Annotated in this window: 15 protein-coding genes; 3 read left to right on the top strand and 12 right to left on the bottom strand. The window is 59.8% G+C overall.

What is annotated here, in order from left to right; all coding sequences use genetic code 11:
• Nucleotides 1-80: 80 nt before the first annotated feature.
• From purT to ABH909_RS09005, 5 genes are all read right to left on the bottom strand, one after another.
• A complete protein-coding gene (purT, locus tag ABH909_RS09025; RefSeq protein ID WP_429432361.1) occupies nt 81-1,262 on the bottom strand; it encodes a formate-dependent phosphoribosylglycinamide formyltransferase in 1,182 nt (393 codons plus the stop codon).
• Nucleotides 1,263-1,361: 99 nt separating this feature from the next.
• Complete coding sequence (locus tag ABH909_RS09020; RefSeq protein ID WP_429432358.1) at nt 1,362-1,829, bottom strand: preQ0 transporter; 468 nt, start codon at nt 1,827-1,829, stop codon at nt 1,362-1,364.
• A 210-nt stretch (nt 1,830-2,039) separates the two neighbouring features.
• A complete protein-coding gene (locus ABH909_RS09015; RefSeq protein ID WP_429432355.1) occupies nt 2,040-2,255 on the bottom strand; it encodes a DUF1289 domain-containing protein in 216 nt (71 codons plus the stop codon).
• Entirely contained in the window at nt 2,252-2,776 is a 525-nt protein-coding gene (locus ABH909_RS09010) for a gamma carbonic anhydrase family protein (protein WP_003221962.1), read from the bottom strand. Before ABH909_RS09010 ends, ABH909_RS09015 begins: the two co-directional genes overlap by 4 nt.
• Before the next feature lie 24 nt (nt 2,777-2,800).
• Complete coding sequence (locus ABH909_RS09005; protein ID WP_429432352.1) at nt 2,801-3,400, bottom strand: CoA pyrophosphatase; 600 nt, start codon at nt 3,398-3,400, stop codon at nt 2,801-2,803.
• Between the two features lie 146 nt (nt 3,401-3,546).
• Here ABH909_RS09005 and ABH909_RS09000 point away from each other — a divergent pair, with 146 nt between their 5' ends.
• Nucleotides 3,547-4,098 carry an NUDIX hydrolase gene (locus ABH909_RS09000; protein ID WP_429432349.1) on the top strand — a complete coding sequence of 184 codons (552 nt, stop codon included), beginning with the start codon at nt 3,547-3,549 and terminating at the stop codon, nt 4,096-4,098.
• A gap of 65 nt (nt 4,099-4,163) precedes the next feature.
• On the top strand, nt 4,164-4,667 hold the full coding sequence (locus tag ABH909_RS08995; protein ID WP_429432346.1) for a L,D-transpeptidase family protein: 504 nt from the start codon (nt 4,164-4,166) through the stop codon (nt 4,665-4,667).
• Between the two features lie 162 nt (nt 4,668-4,829).
• Here the strand turns inward: ABH909_RS08995 and ABH909_RS08990 are convergent, their stop codons facing one another.
• From ABH909_RS08990 to purL, 3 genes are all read right to left on the bottom strand, one after another.
• On the bottom strand, nt 4,830-5,282 hold the full coding sequence (locus ABH909_RS08990) for a hypothetical protein (protein ID WP_429432343.1): 453 nt from the start codon (nt 5,280-5,282) through the stop codon (nt 4,830-4,832).
• 946 nt (nt 5,283-6,228) lie between these two features.
• Nucleotides 6,229-6,540 carry an NGG1p interacting factor NIF3 gene (locus tag ABH909_RS08985; protein ID WP_429432340.1) on the bottom strand — a complete coding sequence of 104 codons (312 nt, stop codon included), beginning with the start codon at nt 6,538-6,540 and terminating at the stop codon, nt 6,229-6,231.
• A gap of 18 nt (nt 6,541-6,558) precedes the next feature.
• Nucleotides 6,559-10,455: a phosphoribosylformylglycinamidine synthase gene (gene purL, locus ABH909_RS08980; RefSeq protein WP_429432337.1), complete on the bottom strand. Its 3,897-nt coding sequence runs from the start codon at nt 10,453-10,455 to the stop codon at nt 6,559-6,561.
• 274 nt (nt 10,456-10,729) lie between these two features.
• On the opposite strand from purL, the gene mltF reads away from it, so the two are divergent.
• Complete coding sequence (gene mltF / locus ABH909_RS08975) at nt 10,730-12,190, top strand: membrane-bound lytic murein transglycosylase MltF (RefSeq protein WP_429432334.1); 1,461 nt, start codon at nt 10,730-10,732, stop codon at nt 12,188-12,190.
• Between the two features lie 128 nt (nt 12,191-12,318).
• On the opposite strand, the gene pdxJ is transcribed toward mltF, so the two are convergent.
• From pdxJ to rnc, 4 genes are all read right to left on the bottom strand, one after another.
• Complete coding sequence (gene pdxJ, locus ABH909_RS08970; protein ID WP_401177034.1) at nt 12,319-13,065, bottom strand: pyridoxine 5'-phosphate synthase; 747 nt, start codon at nt 13,063-13,065, stop codon at nt 12,319-12,321.
• Nucleotides 13,066-13,115: 50 nt separating this feature from the next.
• Nucleotides 13,116-13,802: a DNA repair protein RecO gene (gene recO, locus ABH909_RS08965; RefSeq protein ID WP_429432331.1), complete on the bottom strand. Its 687-nt coding sequence runs from the start codon at nt 13,800-13,802 to the stop codon at nt 13,116-13,118.
• A 169-nt stretch (nt 13,803-13,971) separates the two neighbouring features.
• Complete coding sequence (gene era, locus ABH909_RS08960; protein ID WP_429432328.1) at nt 13,972-14,874, bottom strand: GTPase Era; 903 nt, start codon at nt 14,872-14,874, stop codon at nt 13,972-13,974.
• Nucleotides 14,867-15,556 carry a ribonuclease III gene (gene rnc, locus ABH909_RS08955; protein ID WP_007905528.1) on the bottom strand — a complete coding sequence of 230 codons (690 nt, stop codon included), beginning with the start codon at nt 15,554-15,556 and terminating at the stop codon, nt 14,867-14,869. Before rnc ends, era begins: the two co-directional genes overlap by 8 nt.
• Nucleotides 15,557-15,735: the final 179 nt, after the last annotated feature.

Here is a 15,735-nt window from a genome sequence, read left to right as displayed (position 1 = left end):
TCCCACAGGGGACCACGTTCTGTCAGAAAGAATGCGGTTCAATGTGGGAGCGGGCTTGCTCGCGAATGGCGCGACTCGGTTTAGAGCTCTACAACAACAGCCTGAGAAGCACGGGTCGCTTTAGCCCGTGCAGCCTCGATCGATTCATCACGCGCCAACGCCACACCCATCCGACGCTGGCCATTGACCTCAGGCTTGCCGAACAGACGCAACGCGGTATCCGGCTCGCTCAGCGCAGCACCCAAATTGGCGAATGCGGTCTGGGTCGAATGCCCTTCCACCAGAATCACCGCCGAAGCCGAAGGCCCGAACTGACGGATCAATGGAATCGGCAGGCCCAGGATCGCCCGTGCGTGCAGCGCGAACTGCGACAGGTCTTGGGAAATCAGGGTCACCAGACCGGTGTCATGCGGGCGCGGCGAGACTTCGCTGAACCACACCTGATCACCTTTGATGAACAACTCGACGCCAAACAGACCACGGCCACCCAAGGCTTCGGTCACCCCTTTGGCAACGCGCTCGGATTCAGCCAGGGCAACCGGGCTCATGGCTTGTGGCTGCCAGGATTCCTGATAGTCACCCTTCTCCTGACGGTGGCCAACCGGCGCACAGAACGTAGTGCCGCCAACGTGACGCACGGTCAGCAGGGTGATTTCGTAGTCGAAATCGATGAAGCCTTCGATGATCACGCGACCTTTACCGGCGCGGCCACCTTCTTGAGCGTAATCCCAGGCTTTTTGCACGTCATCGACGCTGCGCAGCAGGCTCTGGCCTTTGCCCGAGGAACTCATGACCGGTTTGACCACGCAGGGGAAACCCAGATCGTCGACGGCCTTGCTGTAGTCTTCGAAGGTGTCGGCGAAGTAGTACGGCGACGTCGGCAGGCCCAGCTCTTCGGCGGCCAGGCGACGGATACCTTCGCGGTTCATGGTCAGCTGCGCGGCGCGAGCGGTCGGGATCACAGTGAAGCCTTCGGACTCCAGCTCTACCAGGGTCGCGGTGGCGATTGCTTCGATTTCCGGCACGATGAAGTCCGGCTTCTCGGCTTCGATCACTGCACGTAAGGCGGCACCGTCGAGCATGTTGATCACATGGCTGCGATGGGCGACTTGCATGGCTGGCGCATTGGCGTAGCGATCCACGGCAATCACTTCAACGCCCAGGCGTTGCAGCTCGATCACCACTTCCTTGCCCAACTCACCACAGCCACACAGCAATACGCGGGTCGCGGTTGGCGACAATGGAGTTCCGATACGGGTCATCTCAGGTCCTCAAGAAGCGGATCATCGAGGGATGCGGTGCCTGGCACGCTTCCCATGGGGAGAAAGCGCGGCATTTTACATGAACCTGAGGGTTTGGCTTCAGCTGACGACGGCCTGATGACGCAAGCGCCAGGCCATGATCAGCCACACGACCGTCACACCTGCGAACTTCGACCCCATGGCGGTAAGGATCACGGCCGGAGTGAACGCATCGATCATGCCGAAGAAGATGAAAGTGTCCAGCGGGATGCTCAGCGCCGAACTTATCCACAGGCGATCGTGCAATGGCCGCTTGGTGATGCTGAACACCAGCCAGTCGATGCATTCCGACACGGCGAACGCCGTAGCGCTGGCCAGGGCGATGGACGGGTCTGAAGTGACATACGACAACACCAGCGCCACCAGCATCGCCGCCATCGCGCCGTGGCCGAAACGGGTTTGCACCATGTCACGCAGCACGAACACCAGCCCACCCCAGGCTGACCAGACGATGTCCAGGTGCGGGGCGCTGGAAAAGGCGTAATTGATCAGCACGACACTGCTGATGTAGGCGATCAGGAAGAGCATGGGGCGAGGGATACCTGTCAATTTGGTGCACAGGGTACTTCATCTCAAGCGCACAGATCACCTGTGGCGAGGGGGCTTGCCGCCGTTCGGCTGCGCAGCAGTCGTGAAATCAGCAAATGCCGTACGCCTGAAAGAATAACGTCGCAGATTTAGCGCCGCTTCGCAGCGCAACGGGGGCAAGCCCCCTCGCCACGGAGCCGTGTACAACCATCAGGAATCGGATTTGGATGGCAACATCCAGATCAACCCACTCGACTTCGCCCGCTCATGACACAACTCCAACACCTTGCGTCGCTCTGCATTGTCCATCCGGCTCCAGCGGGTGATTTCTTCCACCGTGCGCTGACACCCGGTGCAAATGTCATCCTCATCCAGCGCACAAATATTCACGCACGGCGATGGAACAGGTCGTTCAGTGGTGCTCATTCTTCTTGCTCGACCAGATCGCGGGCGTAACGCTGCGAGTTATGCACATAGTGGGCAGCGCTGGCTTCGAGCATCTTCTTTTGCGGCTCGGTCAATTCGCGTACGACCTTGCCCGGCGAGCCCATGACCAACGAACCGTCCGGAATTTCCTTGCCCTCACCGATCAGCGAGTTGGCGCCGATGATGCAGTTCTTGCCAATTTTCGCGCCGTTGAGGATTACCGCGTTGATACCAATCAGGCTGTAATCGCCCACCGTGCAGCCGTGGAGCATGGCGTTGTGGCCGATGGTCACGCCGGTGCCGATGGTCAGCGGGTAGCCCATGTCGGTGTGCATCACGGTGCCGTCCTGCACATTGCTGTTCTTGCCGATCAGGATCAGTTCGTTGTCGCCACGCAACACGGCGTTGAACCAGACGTTGGCGCCCTCTTCCAGTTTGACCTTGCCCACCAGCACGGCATTGGGGGCGACCCAGCTCTGCGGATGGGTGTCGACGCGGGCGTCGCCCAGACGGTATTTCATCTTGTTTTCCTACGCGCGATGGCTTCAGGTTTTGATAAAACTTTTGGGGGGGTGATGCAGGCTGATTTTCGCGTCATAGAGCAGGTTGATCAACTCGACGATCATGATTGCCGTCAGCCCCCAAATCTTGTACTCACCATAACGGTAGCTCGGCACGTACCAACTGTGGCCCTGATAGTCGATGCGATGTGTGTGTTCTCGTGGGTCTTCGCGGAAGAACTCCAGCGGCACACTGAACACCGCGGCGATCTCGGCATCGTTGGCCAGGTATTCGACGAAATCCGGAATCACGCCGACATAGGGCGTGACCTTGATGCCGTGAAGGGAGATCAGCGGGCTCAGCGGCCCGATCACTTCGACCAGCCCCGGCGGCAGGCCGATTTCTTCTTCGGCTTCGCGCAGGGCGGTAAAAATCAGGTCAGGGTCTTCGGGGTCGCGTCGACCGCCGGGAAAGGCAACTTCGCCGCCATGGGTCGAGAGCCCGCTGGCGCGAAGGGTCAGCACCAATTCCGGTTCGTCACTGCGCGTGATGGGCACCAATACCGCGGCTTCGGGGAAACGTCGGTCGGTTTCCAGCGTACGCGGCGTGTGATTGCTTACCCGGTGCAGTAGCTCGTCCAGCATGAGTCTTCTCGATCTGTGCCTTACCCTGCATCATGCACCAATCGCATCGACCGCCCAAGCCCCGAACAGCCTCATGTCGCGAAACGACAACTTGCCGACCGACACCGCCGCACGCCAAGATAGGCGCAGCATTCAGGAACCCAAGCATGAAATTTTGCAGCCAGTGCGGCAACCCGGTAAGCCAGCGCATTCCCGAAGGCGATTCGCGCCTGCGTTTTGTCTGCGACAGCTGTCATACCATCCATTACCAAAACCCCAATATCGTCGCCGGTTGCGTGCCGGTCTGGGGTTCGAAGGTATTGCTGTGCCGTCGCGCCATCGAGCCACGGCGCGGTTACTGGACCCTGCCCGCCGGGTTCATGGAAAACGGTGAGACCATCGAACAGGCCGCCATTCGCGAGACCGCCGAGGAAGCCTGTGCCCGGGTGCGCAACCTGAGTATCTACACGCTGATCGACGTGCCACACATCAGCCAGGTGCATGTATTCTTTCGCGCCGAGCTGGTGGACCTGGATTTTGCCGCAGGCCCCGAGAGCCTGGAAGTGCAACTGTTCGAAGAAGCCGACATCCCTTGGGGCGAACTGGCTTTCCGCACGGTGGGCCGTACCTTAGAATGCTACTTCGCTGACCGGCGGACCGAGGTCTACCCCGTGCGGTCCGAATCGATCCCGCCGCTCGTCCAGCCTGCCATCATTTAACGCGCCTACACATAAAAGCATCTATAAAATTAATAATCGCGACACCTCTTAGGGATATCGTTTCAATGCGCTGGTTGCTTGCCGTTTTTTGCTTGTCGTTCGTTGCTGTCAGCCAGGCTTCCTCCACGGAAACGCTGGACGGCAAAGTCATCGAAAAAGTCCTGGTTCTCAAGTCTGCCCATCAGTTGCAGTTGATCAATGACGGCAAGCCGATCAAGACCTATCGCATTTCCCTGGGCAAAAGCCCCAAGGGGCCAAAGCTGATGGAGGGCGACAAACGCACCCCCGAAGGCTTTTATTGGGTGGACTGGCGCAAGATCAGTGACCGTTTCAACCTGGCGATGCACATTTCCTACCCCAACATCAGCGACGCCGCCCGTGCCCGGCGCGAAGGCGTCGAGCCTGGCGGAATGATCATGATCCACGGTACCCCGGACACCGAAGACAACCCTGAAGACCTGTTCCATACGCTGGACTGGACCGACGGCTGCATCGCCATGCGCAACATGGACATGCGCGAGGTTTGGGGTTTGGTGCCGGACGGCACGATGATCGAGATTCGCCCGTAACGGCAACCTTCAAGGCCAAAGGTTAGACAGCCCACTTGCGACGGACAACCTGAAAAACTTGTGGGAAGGTTCTGATGTTTTGCCTTACAAATAAACACCATCACTATCCAGGCGGACAGCAAAAACCCGACCTAGGCCGGGTTCTTGTAATGCAGCTTAAGCTCAGGAAAACGTAGCGCGCTGTTCCGCCTCGTAATGCCGAGTCTGGAAAGGCATGAGGGACTGCGCCTTCAAGCCTAGGCCTTCATTCAGCCCCCAAGCAATGGCGAGTTCATCACGGCGCCGACGAAGCGGTACGGTTGCTTGTGGTATCACTTCATGCTTGGAAGTCGAGAGTGCAAAAAGCTCAGTAGCGTTAAGGGTTTCCGACACGCGGCTATCAGACACGCAGGCAAAGCGAGTAAATCGTTCGAGCAGATAGCCTGCACGTCGAACTTCCACCTCATCAGAGTGGCAGTTCAGGAACGCTGTCACCTCACTCTCAAGATTCAATTTCGAGTACCAAACAGCTTTGGCCGCGCTCACAAGCGCCGTGTCATCTGCTTGATTTAGAGGACGTTTGACCAATGTGTCCAAGGCGGATGAGAGGACGTGGCCGTTAGCGGGCTTCGTCATCTGTATTCTCCAAGTAGTCTTGCAAAATATGGGTAAGAACGGATTTTGGAGATTAGAGAGGCCACTTCCGACGCACAACCTGAAAGACTTGTGGGAAGGTTCTGATGTTTTTACCGATCAATAAACATCGCTGTCTGTAAGGCCGCCATCGTGAGCAGGCTCGCTCCCACAGTGGGTCGGAGTACATCTGAGGGAGATTGGTCGGCTGTCAGGCCATCTTCGCGGACAAGCCTCGCTCCTACAAGTGGGGCAGCGTACATATGAAAGAAATTGGTCGGCTATCAGGCCACCAAGATCAAAAGATCGCAGCCTTCGGCAGCTCCTACGTGGGGTTGCGTACGCCCGCGGGAGATTGGTTGGCTGTCAGGCCGCCTTCGCGGGCAAGCCTCGCTCCTACAAGTGGGGCGGTGTATGTCTGAGAGAGATTGGTCGGCTGTCAGGTCGCCTTCGCGAGCAAGCCCGCTCCCACAGTGGAGCGGCGCACACCCGCCTTTCACCACTCAACAGGCCGAGCGTTAGCTCGCCTGCAGCTTTTGATCTGGCTTTTGATCTTGATCCACCCGCCCCTTCGGGAGGCTGAGCGCAGGTGTTCATCTGGGGATTGGCGCGCAGCGCCGTTCGACGCAGTCGAACCCATCGCATGTAGGTCGTAGCGAAGCAGACCGTAGGGCGATGCCCCCAGATGGATACCGGAGCGAAGGAACGCCGAGCCTCAGCGAGGGGCCGGACGCTTGGGGCGAAGACCTTTGCTTCCTTTGGGGCGTTTGCCAAAGGGAGTCGCCGTCAGGGCGAAACCATAAGTGGCCGTTACCGCAGCAATGGATATGTACTCAATCAACAAGAACCTGGTCGGCTCCAAGGGCCGCCACGCCCTAAAATCGCAGCCAATAAAAAACCCGCTGAAATCACTTTCAGCGGGTTTTTTCATTTTCAGCAGCCAGGAAGATCAGAAATCCTCCAACCGCCATACCTCATAAGCCGGCGTCTCATAGGGATGGCTCTCTTTCAGAGCCACCACCACCGCCTGAATCAACTCATCGCTGACCACCAGCTCAACCTTCCATTCCTCGACCTGCTCGACCTGCCCCGCTTCACCAATAAACGGCTGACTGCCGTCCAGAGGACGAAACTGACCCAACCCGAACACCTGCCACGCGCAGTGATCATAAGCCCCGATCCGCCCGCCACCGGCAGCGAACACAGCGCTTTTGACCACCTCGACATGGCTGGCCGGAACAAAAAAACCGAGCTTGTACACGGCAATCAGCTCCCGCTCTTAGTTAACCCAAACGCGAGCGTTACGGAACATACGCATCCAGGGTGCGTCTTCGTTCCAGTCTTCCGAACGCCAGGAGTTCTGCACGGCGCGGAATACCCGCTCCGGGTGCGGCATCATGATGGTCACGCGACCGTCGCGGCTGGTCAAACCGGTGATCCCGCGCGGCGAGCCGTTCGGGTTGGCCGGGTAGTTTTCGGTGACCTTGCCGTGGTTGTCGACGAAACGCATCGCCACGCAACCCGACAGATCGGCTTCCAGCAACGCTTCTTCGCTGGCGAATTCGGCATGGCCTTCACCATGCGCGATGGCGATCGGCATGCGCGAACCAGCCATGCCTTGCAGGAAGATCGAGTTCGATTCCTGAATCTGCACCATCGCCACGCGAGCTTCGAACTGCTCTGAACGGTTACGCACGAAGTGCGGCCAGAACTCGCTGCCCGGGATCAGCTCGTGCAGGTTGGACATCATCTGGCAACCGTTGCACACGCCGAGGGTGAAGCTGTCATTACGTTCGAAGAAGCCCTGGAACGCATCGCGGGCGCGGCTGTTGAACAGCGCGGACTTGGCCCAGCCTTCGCCGGCGCCCAACACGTCGCCGTAAGAGAAACCGCCGCAAGCCACCAGACCTTTGAACTCGTTCAGGTCGACACGGCCGGCCAGAATGTCGCTCATGTGCACGTCGATTGCGTTGAAACCGGCGCGATCGAACGCGGCCGCCATTTCCACCTGACCGTTGACGCCCTGCTCACGCAGCACGGCAACCTGTGGGCGGATGCCTTTCTTGATGTAGGGCGCGGCGACGTCCTGGTTGACGTCGTAGCTGAGCTTGACGCTCAGGCCCGGGTTGTCTTCTTCCAGCAGCACGTCGAACTCTTGGTCGGCGCAGTCGGCGTTATCACGCAGACGCTGGATCTGGTAGCTGGTCTCGGCCCACTGACGTTGCAGCAGACGACGCTGACCTTCGAACACGGTGTCGCCGTTGAAGGTGATGCTGATCTCGCCGTTGTTCATCGGTTGACCGATCACCGACACGCAATCGCCCAGGCCAGCTGCGCTGAACTGCGCGAGGATGTCCGGAGTGGCGTCCTGGCGAACCTGGATCACAGCACCCAGTTCTTCGTTGAACAGGATCGCGGCGATGTCGGCGGAGGTTTCTGCCAGACCGTCGAGGTTCAGGCTCAGGCCGCAGTGACCGGCGAAGGCCATTTCTACGACGCTGGTCAGCAGACCACCGTCGGAACGGTCGTGATAAGCCAGCAAATGACCGTCGGCGTTGAGGCCCTGGATCACGGCGAAGAAGGCTTTCAGGTCTTCGGCGTCATCGACATCCGGGGCCTGCTTGCCGAGTTTGCCGTGAACCTGAGCGAGGATCGAAGCGCCCATGCGGTTCTGACCGCGACCGAGGTCGATCAGGATCAGGTCGGTGGTGCCCTTGTCCATGCGCAATTGCGGGGTCATGGTCTGACGGATGTCAGCGACTGGGGCGAAGCCGGTCACGATCAGCGACATCGGCGAGGTGACAGTCTTATCGACGCCTTCGTCGTTCCAGCGGGTGGCCATGGACATCGAGTCCTTGCCTACCGGAATGGTGATGCCGAGGTCCGGGCACAATTCCATGCCGACCGCTTTCACGGTGTCGTACAGACGCGCGTCTTCACCTGGGTGACCGGCGGCGGACATCCAGTTCGCCGACAGTTTGATGTCGGAGATCTTGGCGATGCGCGACGCCGCGATGTTGGTCAGGGTTTCGCCGATGGCCATGCGGCCCGACGCCGGAGCGTCCAGCAGAGCCAGCGGAGTACGCTCGCCCATGGCCATGGCTTCACCGGTGTAAACGTCGAAGCTGGTAGCGGTGACGGCAACGTCGGCCACTGGAACCTGCCACGGACCGACCATCTGGTCACGAGCCACGAGGCCGGTGATGGTGCGGTCGCCGATGGTGATCAGGAAGCTTTTGCTGGCCACGGCCGGGTGATGCAGAACGCGCTCGACGCAGTCGGCGATCTCGAGGGTCGACGGATCGAAATCATCGCCCAGCTCGTTTTCGCGAACGGCCGAACGGTGCATGCGCGGGGCTTTGCCCAGCAGCACTTCGAGCGGCATGTCCACCGGGCTGTTACCGAAGTGGCTGTCGGTCACGGTCAGTTGCGGTTCGGCAGTGGCTTCGCCGACCACGGCAAACGGGCAACGCTCGCGTTCGCAGATCGCCTGGAAGCGTTCGAAGTCCGCAGGTCCCACCGCCAGAACGTAGCGTTCCTGGGATTCGTTACTCCAGATTTCGTGCGGGGCCATGCCCGGCTCGTCGTTTGGAATGTTGCGCAGTTCAAAGCGACCACCACGGTTGCCGTCGTTGACCAGTTCCGGGAAGGCGTTGGACAGACCACCCGCGCCGACGTCGTGGATGAAGCTGATCGGGTTTTTGTCACCCAACTGCCAGCAACGGTCGATGACTTCCTGGCAGCGACGTTCCATTTCCGGGTTTTCGCGCTGTACCGATGCGAAGTCCAGATCCGCCGAACTGGTGCCGGTGGCCATGGAAGAGGCAGCACCGCCGCCCAGGCCGATGAGCATTGCCGGGCCGCCGAGCACGATCAGCTTGGAGCCGACGGTGATCTCGCCTTTCTGTACGTGTTCGGCACGGATGTTACCCATGCCGCCGGCCAGCATGATCGGCTTGTGGTAACCGCGAACTTCGTCGCCACGCGGAGTGGTGATCGACTGTTCGAAGGTACGGAAATAACCGGTCAGGGCCGGACGACCAAATTCGTTGTTGAACGCGGCGCCACCCAGTGGACCTTCGATCATGATGTCCAGCGCGGTCACGATGCGCTCAGGCTTGCCGTATGGCACTTCCCACGGCTGTTCGAAGCCCGGGATCTGCAGGTTGGACACGGTAAAACCAGTAAGGCCAGCCTTTGGCTTGGCACCGCGACCGGTTGCACCTTCGTCGCGAATCTCGCCGCCGCTACCGGTGGATGCGCCCGGGAACGGGGCAATCGCGGTCGGGTGGTTGTGCGTTTCGACTTTCATCAGGATGTGCACCGGTTCCTGCACCGCGCCGTACTGGCGGGTTTCAGGGTCCGGGAAGAAACGGCCGGCGACGGAGCCGACGATTACCGAGGCGTTGTCCTTATAAGCCGACAGAACACCTTCGCTGTGCATCTGATAGGTGTTCTTGATCATGCCGAACAGGCTTTTTTCCTGGCTCTGACCGTCGATGTCCCAACTGGCGTTGAAGATCTTGTGGCGGCAGTGCTCGGAGTTTGCCTGGGCAAACATCATCAGTTCGATGTCATGCGGGTTGCGCTTCAAGCCAACGAAGGCTGCGACCAGGTAGTCGATCTCGTCTTCGGCCAAGGCCAGGCCCAGCTCGGTGTTGGCTTTTTCCAGCGCGGCGCGGCCGCCACCCAACACGTCGATCGCGGTCAGTGGCTTGGGCTCGGCGTGGCTGAACAGGCCGGCGGCTTGTTCAAGGTTGCCCAGCACGATCTGGGTCATGCGGTCGTGCAGACCGTCAGCAATCAGCTGCGCTTCAGCGTCGCTGAACTGGCCGGCGACGTAGAACGCGATGCCGCGCTCCAGGCGCTGGATTTTCGTCAGGCCGCAGTTGCGAGCGATGTCGCTGGCTTTACTGGACCATGGCGAGATGGTGCCGAAACGTGGCAACACCAGAAACAGGCGACCGGTTGGCTCTTGTACTGGAACGCTTGGGCCGTACTTCAGAAGGCGCGCGAGCACCTGCTGTTCGTCGCCGGTCAGGACGCCGGTAACTTCGGCGAAGTGAGCGAATTCAGCATACAAGCCGCTGACAGCCGGAACCTTCTGGCTCAGTTGCTCAAGGAGTTTGCTGTGGCGAAAGGCAGAAAGGGCAGGAGCGCCGCGCAGGATCAACATCTTCGGGACAGCCTCGGGAAGGGGTGTGCTTTGAGGCCGTGCATTCTAGCCTAAACCGCCCGCGACATCACCCGAAACGGTACGCACGGCTGCACCCGAACGTCGGGCCGGCTATTCGGGCCCTGAACAGACGCGCGCCGAGGGTTATTTTTTCTGTGACAAAATGCTGTCCGGGCCCATTCCTGCGGGCTCCAAGCGGGTTTTAGACTCTCTAGCAGACAAGCCCTTCGCTGTCGAGATATGGCGCTCGTGGTCCTTTGCGTATACTGCGCAGATGTTTTCCCCAACGGCTTTGCGTCCGCGGTACGCCAAATGGCTGATCGCAACCGGACTCTTCCTGGTGCTCGGTGGCTGTGTTGATAAACCCAACACGCTGGAGCGCGTAAAGGAGGATGGCGTGCTGCGGGTGGTTACCCGTAACAGTCCTGCCACCTACTTTCAGGATCGCAACGGTGAAACCGGCTTCGAATACGAACTGGTGAAGCGCTTCGCCGACGATCTGGGGGTCGAGCTCAAGATCGAAACTGCCGACAACCTCGACGACCTGTTCAATCAGGTGGGCAAGCCCAATGGCCCGGTGCTGGCTGCTGCCGGCCTGGTCAACAGCGAGCAACGCAAAAAACAGGTGCGGTTTTCCCACTCCTATCTCGAAGTCACTCCACAGATCATCTACCGCAATGGCCAGTCGCGGCCGACCGATGCCGGCGATCTGGTCGGCAAGAAGATCATGGTGCTCAAGGGCAGCACCCACGCCGAGCAATTGGCAGAGCTGAAAAAGAAATATCCCGGCATTGAATACGAAGAGTCCGACGCGGTTGAAGTCGTCGACTTGCTGCGCATGGTCGACGAAGCCCAGATCGATCTGACCCTGGTCGATTCCAACGAAGTCGCGATGAACCAGGTGTACTTCCCCAACGTGCGGGTCGCTTTCGATCTCGGTGATGCCAGCAATCAGAGGTGGGCCGTGGCCGCCGGCGAAGACAACAGCCTGCTCAACGAGATCAACGATTACCTCGACAAAGTGAAGAAAAACGGCACCCTGCAACGCCTCAAGGATCGCTATTACGGGCACGTCGATGTACTCGGTTACATGGGCGCCTACACCTTCGCCCAGCATCTGCAGCAACGGCTGCCCAAATACGAGCAGCATTTCAAGACGTACGCCAAGAAAGAGAAAGTCGACTGGCGCTTGTTGGCTGCGGTCGGTTATCAGGAATCGCTGTGGCAAGCGGCGGTCACGTCCAAGACCGGCGTGCGCGGCTTGATGATGCTGACCCAGAACACCGCGCAAGCCATGGGCGTGTCCAATCGCCTCGACCCCAAACAGAGCATCATGGGCGGCGCGAAGTACCTGGCCTACATGAAGGAGCAACTGGATGAGTCGATCCAGGAGCCGGATCGTACGTGGTTCGCGCTCGCAGCCTACAACGTCGGCAGCGGTCATCTGGATGACGCGCGCAAACTGACGGCCAAGGCAGGGTTGAACCCGGACAAGTGGTTGGACGTGAAGAAAATCCTGCCGCGTCTGTCACAGAAACAGTGGTACAGCAAGACTCGTTACGGCTACGCTCGTGGCGGCGAGCCGGTGCATTTTGTGGCGAACATCCGTCGTTATTACGACATCCTGACGTGGGTCACGCAGCCGCAGCTGGAAGGCAATCAGGTCGCCGAGGGCAACCTGCACGTGCCGGGGGTCGACAAGACCAAGCCGAGTCAGGAAACCCCACAGCTTTAAACCTTCGTCGCCTTCAAAGACGCCATCGCGGGCAAGCCACGCTCCCACAGGTCCGCGTCGAATACATAGTTGTCGTTCAACCCGGACCTGTGGGAGCGTGGCTTGCCCGCGATGGCAGCGCCGCCGATCTAACCTTTTAGTGCAGCAGCCAGAATCAGCGCTTTCATCTCGGAAACAGCCGATTTGAACCCGACGAACAACGCATGGGCCACCAGCGCATGGCCGATGTTCAATTCGTTGATGCCCTTGATCGCCGCAACAGCCTCGACGTTGTGATAGTGCAGACCGTGACCGGCGTTGACGATCAGGCCCTGGGCCAGACCAAATGCCACGCCATCGGCCACGCGCTTGAGCTCTTCAGCGACTTCAGCTGGCGTCTCGGCATCCGCATAACGCCCGGTGTGCAATTCGATGGCCGGCGCACCGACACGGCGGGACGCTTCGATCTGCCGCTCGTCAGCGTCGATGAACAGCGATACTTCACAGCCGATCTTCGCCAGGCGATCCACCGCAGCCTTGATCCGCGCCTCCTGCCCTGCCACGTCCAGACCGCCTTCAGTGGTCAGCTCCTGACGGGTTTCCGGGACAAGGCAAATGTGCGCCGGGCGGATGCGCTCGGCGAACGCCATCATTTCTTCGGTGACGCCCATTTCGAAGTTCATGCGGGTTTGCAGCACGTCCTTGAGCAGCAGCACATCGCGCTCCTGAATGTGCCGGCGATCTTCGCGCAAGTGCACGGTGATGCCGTCAGCGCCCGCCTCTTCCGCGTCCAGCGCTGCCTTGACCGGATCCGGGTAGCGAGTACCCCGGGCCTGACGCAGGGTGGCAACGTGGTCGATGTTCACGCCAAGAAGAATGCGATTGCTGGTGGTCACGGAAGCGCTCCTGAAATAGGGGAAAGTTCGGTGCACAGCATACGGGGTGATCAGGGCTTGCGAAACAACTCACGACTGACCAGCGGACGACCACCCAGATGAACGGCCAGTGCCTGACGCATCAAGCGCTTGGCAGCGGACAACGCTCCGGGCGCGGACCAGTCGGCATCGGCCATGGCCAGCAATTCAGCGCCGTTGAACAGGCCCGGTTGCAGCAAATAGACCCGCTCCAGGCCTGCATCCACTTGCAAACGATAGAGGCCGTCCGGCGCGATGGGGTCGCCGTGGACGTCGGTGTTCAGCGCAAAACCGTAGCCGAGGTCGTCGAGCAGACGCCATTCGAAAGAGCGCAGCAGCGGCTCCAGCGGACGGCCTTCAGCCAGGGCGAGCAAGGTCGCGGCGTAGTGATCGAAGACTGCGGGATGGGGGTCTTCGGCGGGCAGCAGGCGAATCAGCAACTCGTTGAGGTAGAGACCGCTGAACAGCGCCTCGCCGTTGAGCCAGGTGGAAACACCGGCGCTTTCCATGCGGCCGACGTTTTTCAATTCACCCCGCCCACGGAATTCGACTTCCAGCGGCACGAATGGCCGCGCCAACGTCCCGGCCTTGCCCCGCGCGCTGCGCAACACCGCCCGTAGCCGACCTTGCGGCGTAAGGAAATCCACCAGCGCACTGCTTTCGCGGTAGGCGCGGGAGTGGAGGACGTACGCGGGTTGGCCGATGGGGGCTTGAGACATGGAAGTCAGGGTTCTCAATGACGGAGCGCAGTTTTAAAAACAACCCAAAACCAATGTGGGAGCGGGCTTGCTCGCGAAAGCGGCGTAACAGTCAACATCAATGCTGAATGTTACATCCTCTTCGCGAGCAAGCCCGCTCCCACAGTAGATCTATGTGCTGCCAAACGGTTTACAGATCGCCATAACCCAGCGAACGCAACGCACGTTCGTCATCGGACCAGCCACCCTTAACCTTGACCCACAGGTTAAGCATGATCTTGGAGTCGAACAGCAGCTCCATGTCCTTGCGCGCCTCGGTGCCGATGCGCTTGATGCGCTCGCCCTTGTCGCCAATGATGATTTTCTTCTGGCCGTCACGCTCGACGAGGATCAACGCATGGATGTGCAGGGTTTTGCCCTGCTGCTTGAACTCTTCGATTTCCACGGTGATCTGGTACGGCAGCTCGGCGCCCATCTGACGCATGATTTTCTCGCGCACCAGTTCGGCGGCCAGGAAGCGGCTGCTGCGGTCAGTGATCTGATCTTCCGGGAAGAAGTGATCGTTTTCCGGCAAGTGCTGGGCGATCACTCGCTCCAGCGCGTCCAGGTTGTGCCCGTGCTGGGCCGAGATCGGCATGATCTGCGCGTTCGGCAGCTGTTCCTGCAACCAGCTCAGGTGCGGCATCAGCTCGGATTTGTCTTCGATACGGTCGGTCTTGTTCAGCGCAACGATCAGCGGGCCGGTCACGTATTGAACGCGCTCGAGGACCATTTGGTCTTCGTCGGTCCACTTGGTGCGGTCAACCACGAAGATCACCACGTCGACGTCTTTCAACGCCGCCGAAGCGGTCTTGTTCATGTAGCGGTTCAAGGCCTTTTCGCCGCCCTTGTGCATGCCCGGGGTGTCGACGTAGATCGCCTGAACGGCGCCTTCGGTCTTGATGCCGAGCATGTTGTGACGGGTGGTCTGCGGCTTGCGCGAGGTGATCGCCAGCTTCTGACCCAGAATGTGGTTCAGCAACGTGGACTTGCCCACGTTGGGACGGCCGACGATGGCAACATAGCCACAGCGAGTTGCAGTTGAATCAGTCATTGCCATTCTCCACACCCAGGGCAATCAGTGCTGCGGCGGCCGCTACCTGTTCGGCAATACGACGACTCACACCCTGACCTCGGCTTTTTTCATTCAGTAAGATGATTTCACACTCGACGAAGAACGTCCGGCAATGCGGTTCACCCTGGATATCCACCACTTCGTAACGCGGCAGCTCGCAACCACGGGACTGCAGGAATTCCTGCAGGCGGGTTTTCGGATCTTTGTTGGTGTCGACCAGCGTCAAGCCTTCGAACTCTCCAGCCAGCCAGGCCAGCACGCGCTCGCGCGCCATGTCCATGCCGGCGTCCAGGTAGATCGCACCAATCAGCGCTTCCAGGGCATCGGCCAGGATCGACTCGCGACGGAAACCGCCGCTTTTCAGTTCACCGGAGCCCAGGCGCAAATATTCGCCCAGGTCGAAACCACGGGCCAGTACGGCCAGTGTTTCACCTTTCACCAAGCGGGCGCGCAAACGCGACAACTGGCCTTCGCGGGCCAGCGGGAAGCGATCGAACAACGCCTCGCCAGCGACGAAGTTGAGGATGGCATCACCGAGGAACTCCAGGCGTTCGTTGTTGCGCCCGGCAAAGCTGCGGTGAGTCAGGGCCAGGACCATCAGTTCCTGGTCTTTGAAGGTGTAGCCGAGCTGACGCTCTAGACGGCTTAAGGAGACGCTCACGGTTTACCCACGCTGAGTTCGTGGCTGGATTCCACCGCCATCGCCGTGGTGCGGCGCAGGCTTGGGACAATTAACGCTGTGTTCAAAAATAACGTCCTGAATATCATTGTTTTCATGCGTCCGGTGCCGATTGTGGCGGTTCCAGAAATGCATTCGGCGCTGTGTTCAACAGCGCCGTG

This window comes from Pseudomonas sp. BS3782 TE3695 (assembly GCF_050435305.1).
In the GTDB taxonomy this organism is placed as follows: Bacteria; Pseudomonadota; Gammaproteobacteria; order Pseudomonadales; family Pseudomonadaceae; genus Aquipseudomonas.
The sequence above is the reverse complement of the archived record's forward strand: the minus strand, read 5'-3'. Positions and strand labels throughout refer to the sequence as shown.

Bases quoted from the DNA above. Each gene is read 5' to 3' on its own strand.
- purT (WP_429432361.1), bottom strand. From the start codon at position 1,262: ATGACCCGTATCGGAACTCCATTGTCGCCAACCGCGACCCGCGTATTG.
- ABH909_RS09020 (WP_429432358.1), bottom strand. From the start codon at position 1,829: ATGCTCTTCCTGATCGCCTACATCAGCAGTGTCGTGCTGATCAATTAC.
- ABH909_RS09015 (WP_429432355.1), bottom strand. From the start codon at position 2,255: ATGAGCACCACTGAACGACCTGTTCCATCGCCGTGCGTGAATATTTGT.
- ABH909_RS09010 (WP_003221962.1), bottom strand. From the start codon at position 2,776: ATGAAATACCGTCTGGGCGACGCCCGCGTCGACACCCATCCGCAGAGC.
- ABH909_RS09005 (WP_429432352.1), bottom strand. From the start codon at position 3,400: ATGCTGGACGAGCTACTGCACCGGGTAAGCAATCACACGCCGCGTACG.
- ABH909_RS09000 (WP_429432349.1), top strand. From the start codon at position 3,547: ATGAAATTTTGCAGCCAGTGCGGCAACCCGGTAAGCCAGCGCATTCCC.
- ABH909_RS08995 (WP_429432346.1), top strand. From the start codon at position 4,164: ATGCGCTGGTTGCTTGCCGTTTTTTGCTTGTCGTTCGTTGCTGTCAGC.
- ABH909_RS08990 (WP_429432343.1), bottom strand. From the start codon at position 5,282: ATGACGAAGCCCGCTAACGGCCACGTCCTCTCATCCGCCTTGGACACA.
- purL (WP_429432337.1), bottom strand. From the start codon at position 10,455: ATGTTGATCCTGCGCGGCGCTCCTGCCCTTTCTGCCTTTCGCCACAGC.
- mltF (WP_429432334.1), top strand. From the start codon at position 10,730: ATGTTTTCCCCAACGGCTTTGCGTCCGCGGTACGCCAAATGGCTGATC.
- recO (WP_429432331.1), bottom strand. From the start codon at position 13,802: ATGTCTCAAGCCCCCATCGGCCAACCCGCGTACGTCCTCCACTCCCGC.
- era (WP_429432328.1), bottom strand. From the start codon at position 14,874: ATGACTGATTCAACTGCAACTCGCTGTGGCTATGTTGCCATCGTCGGC.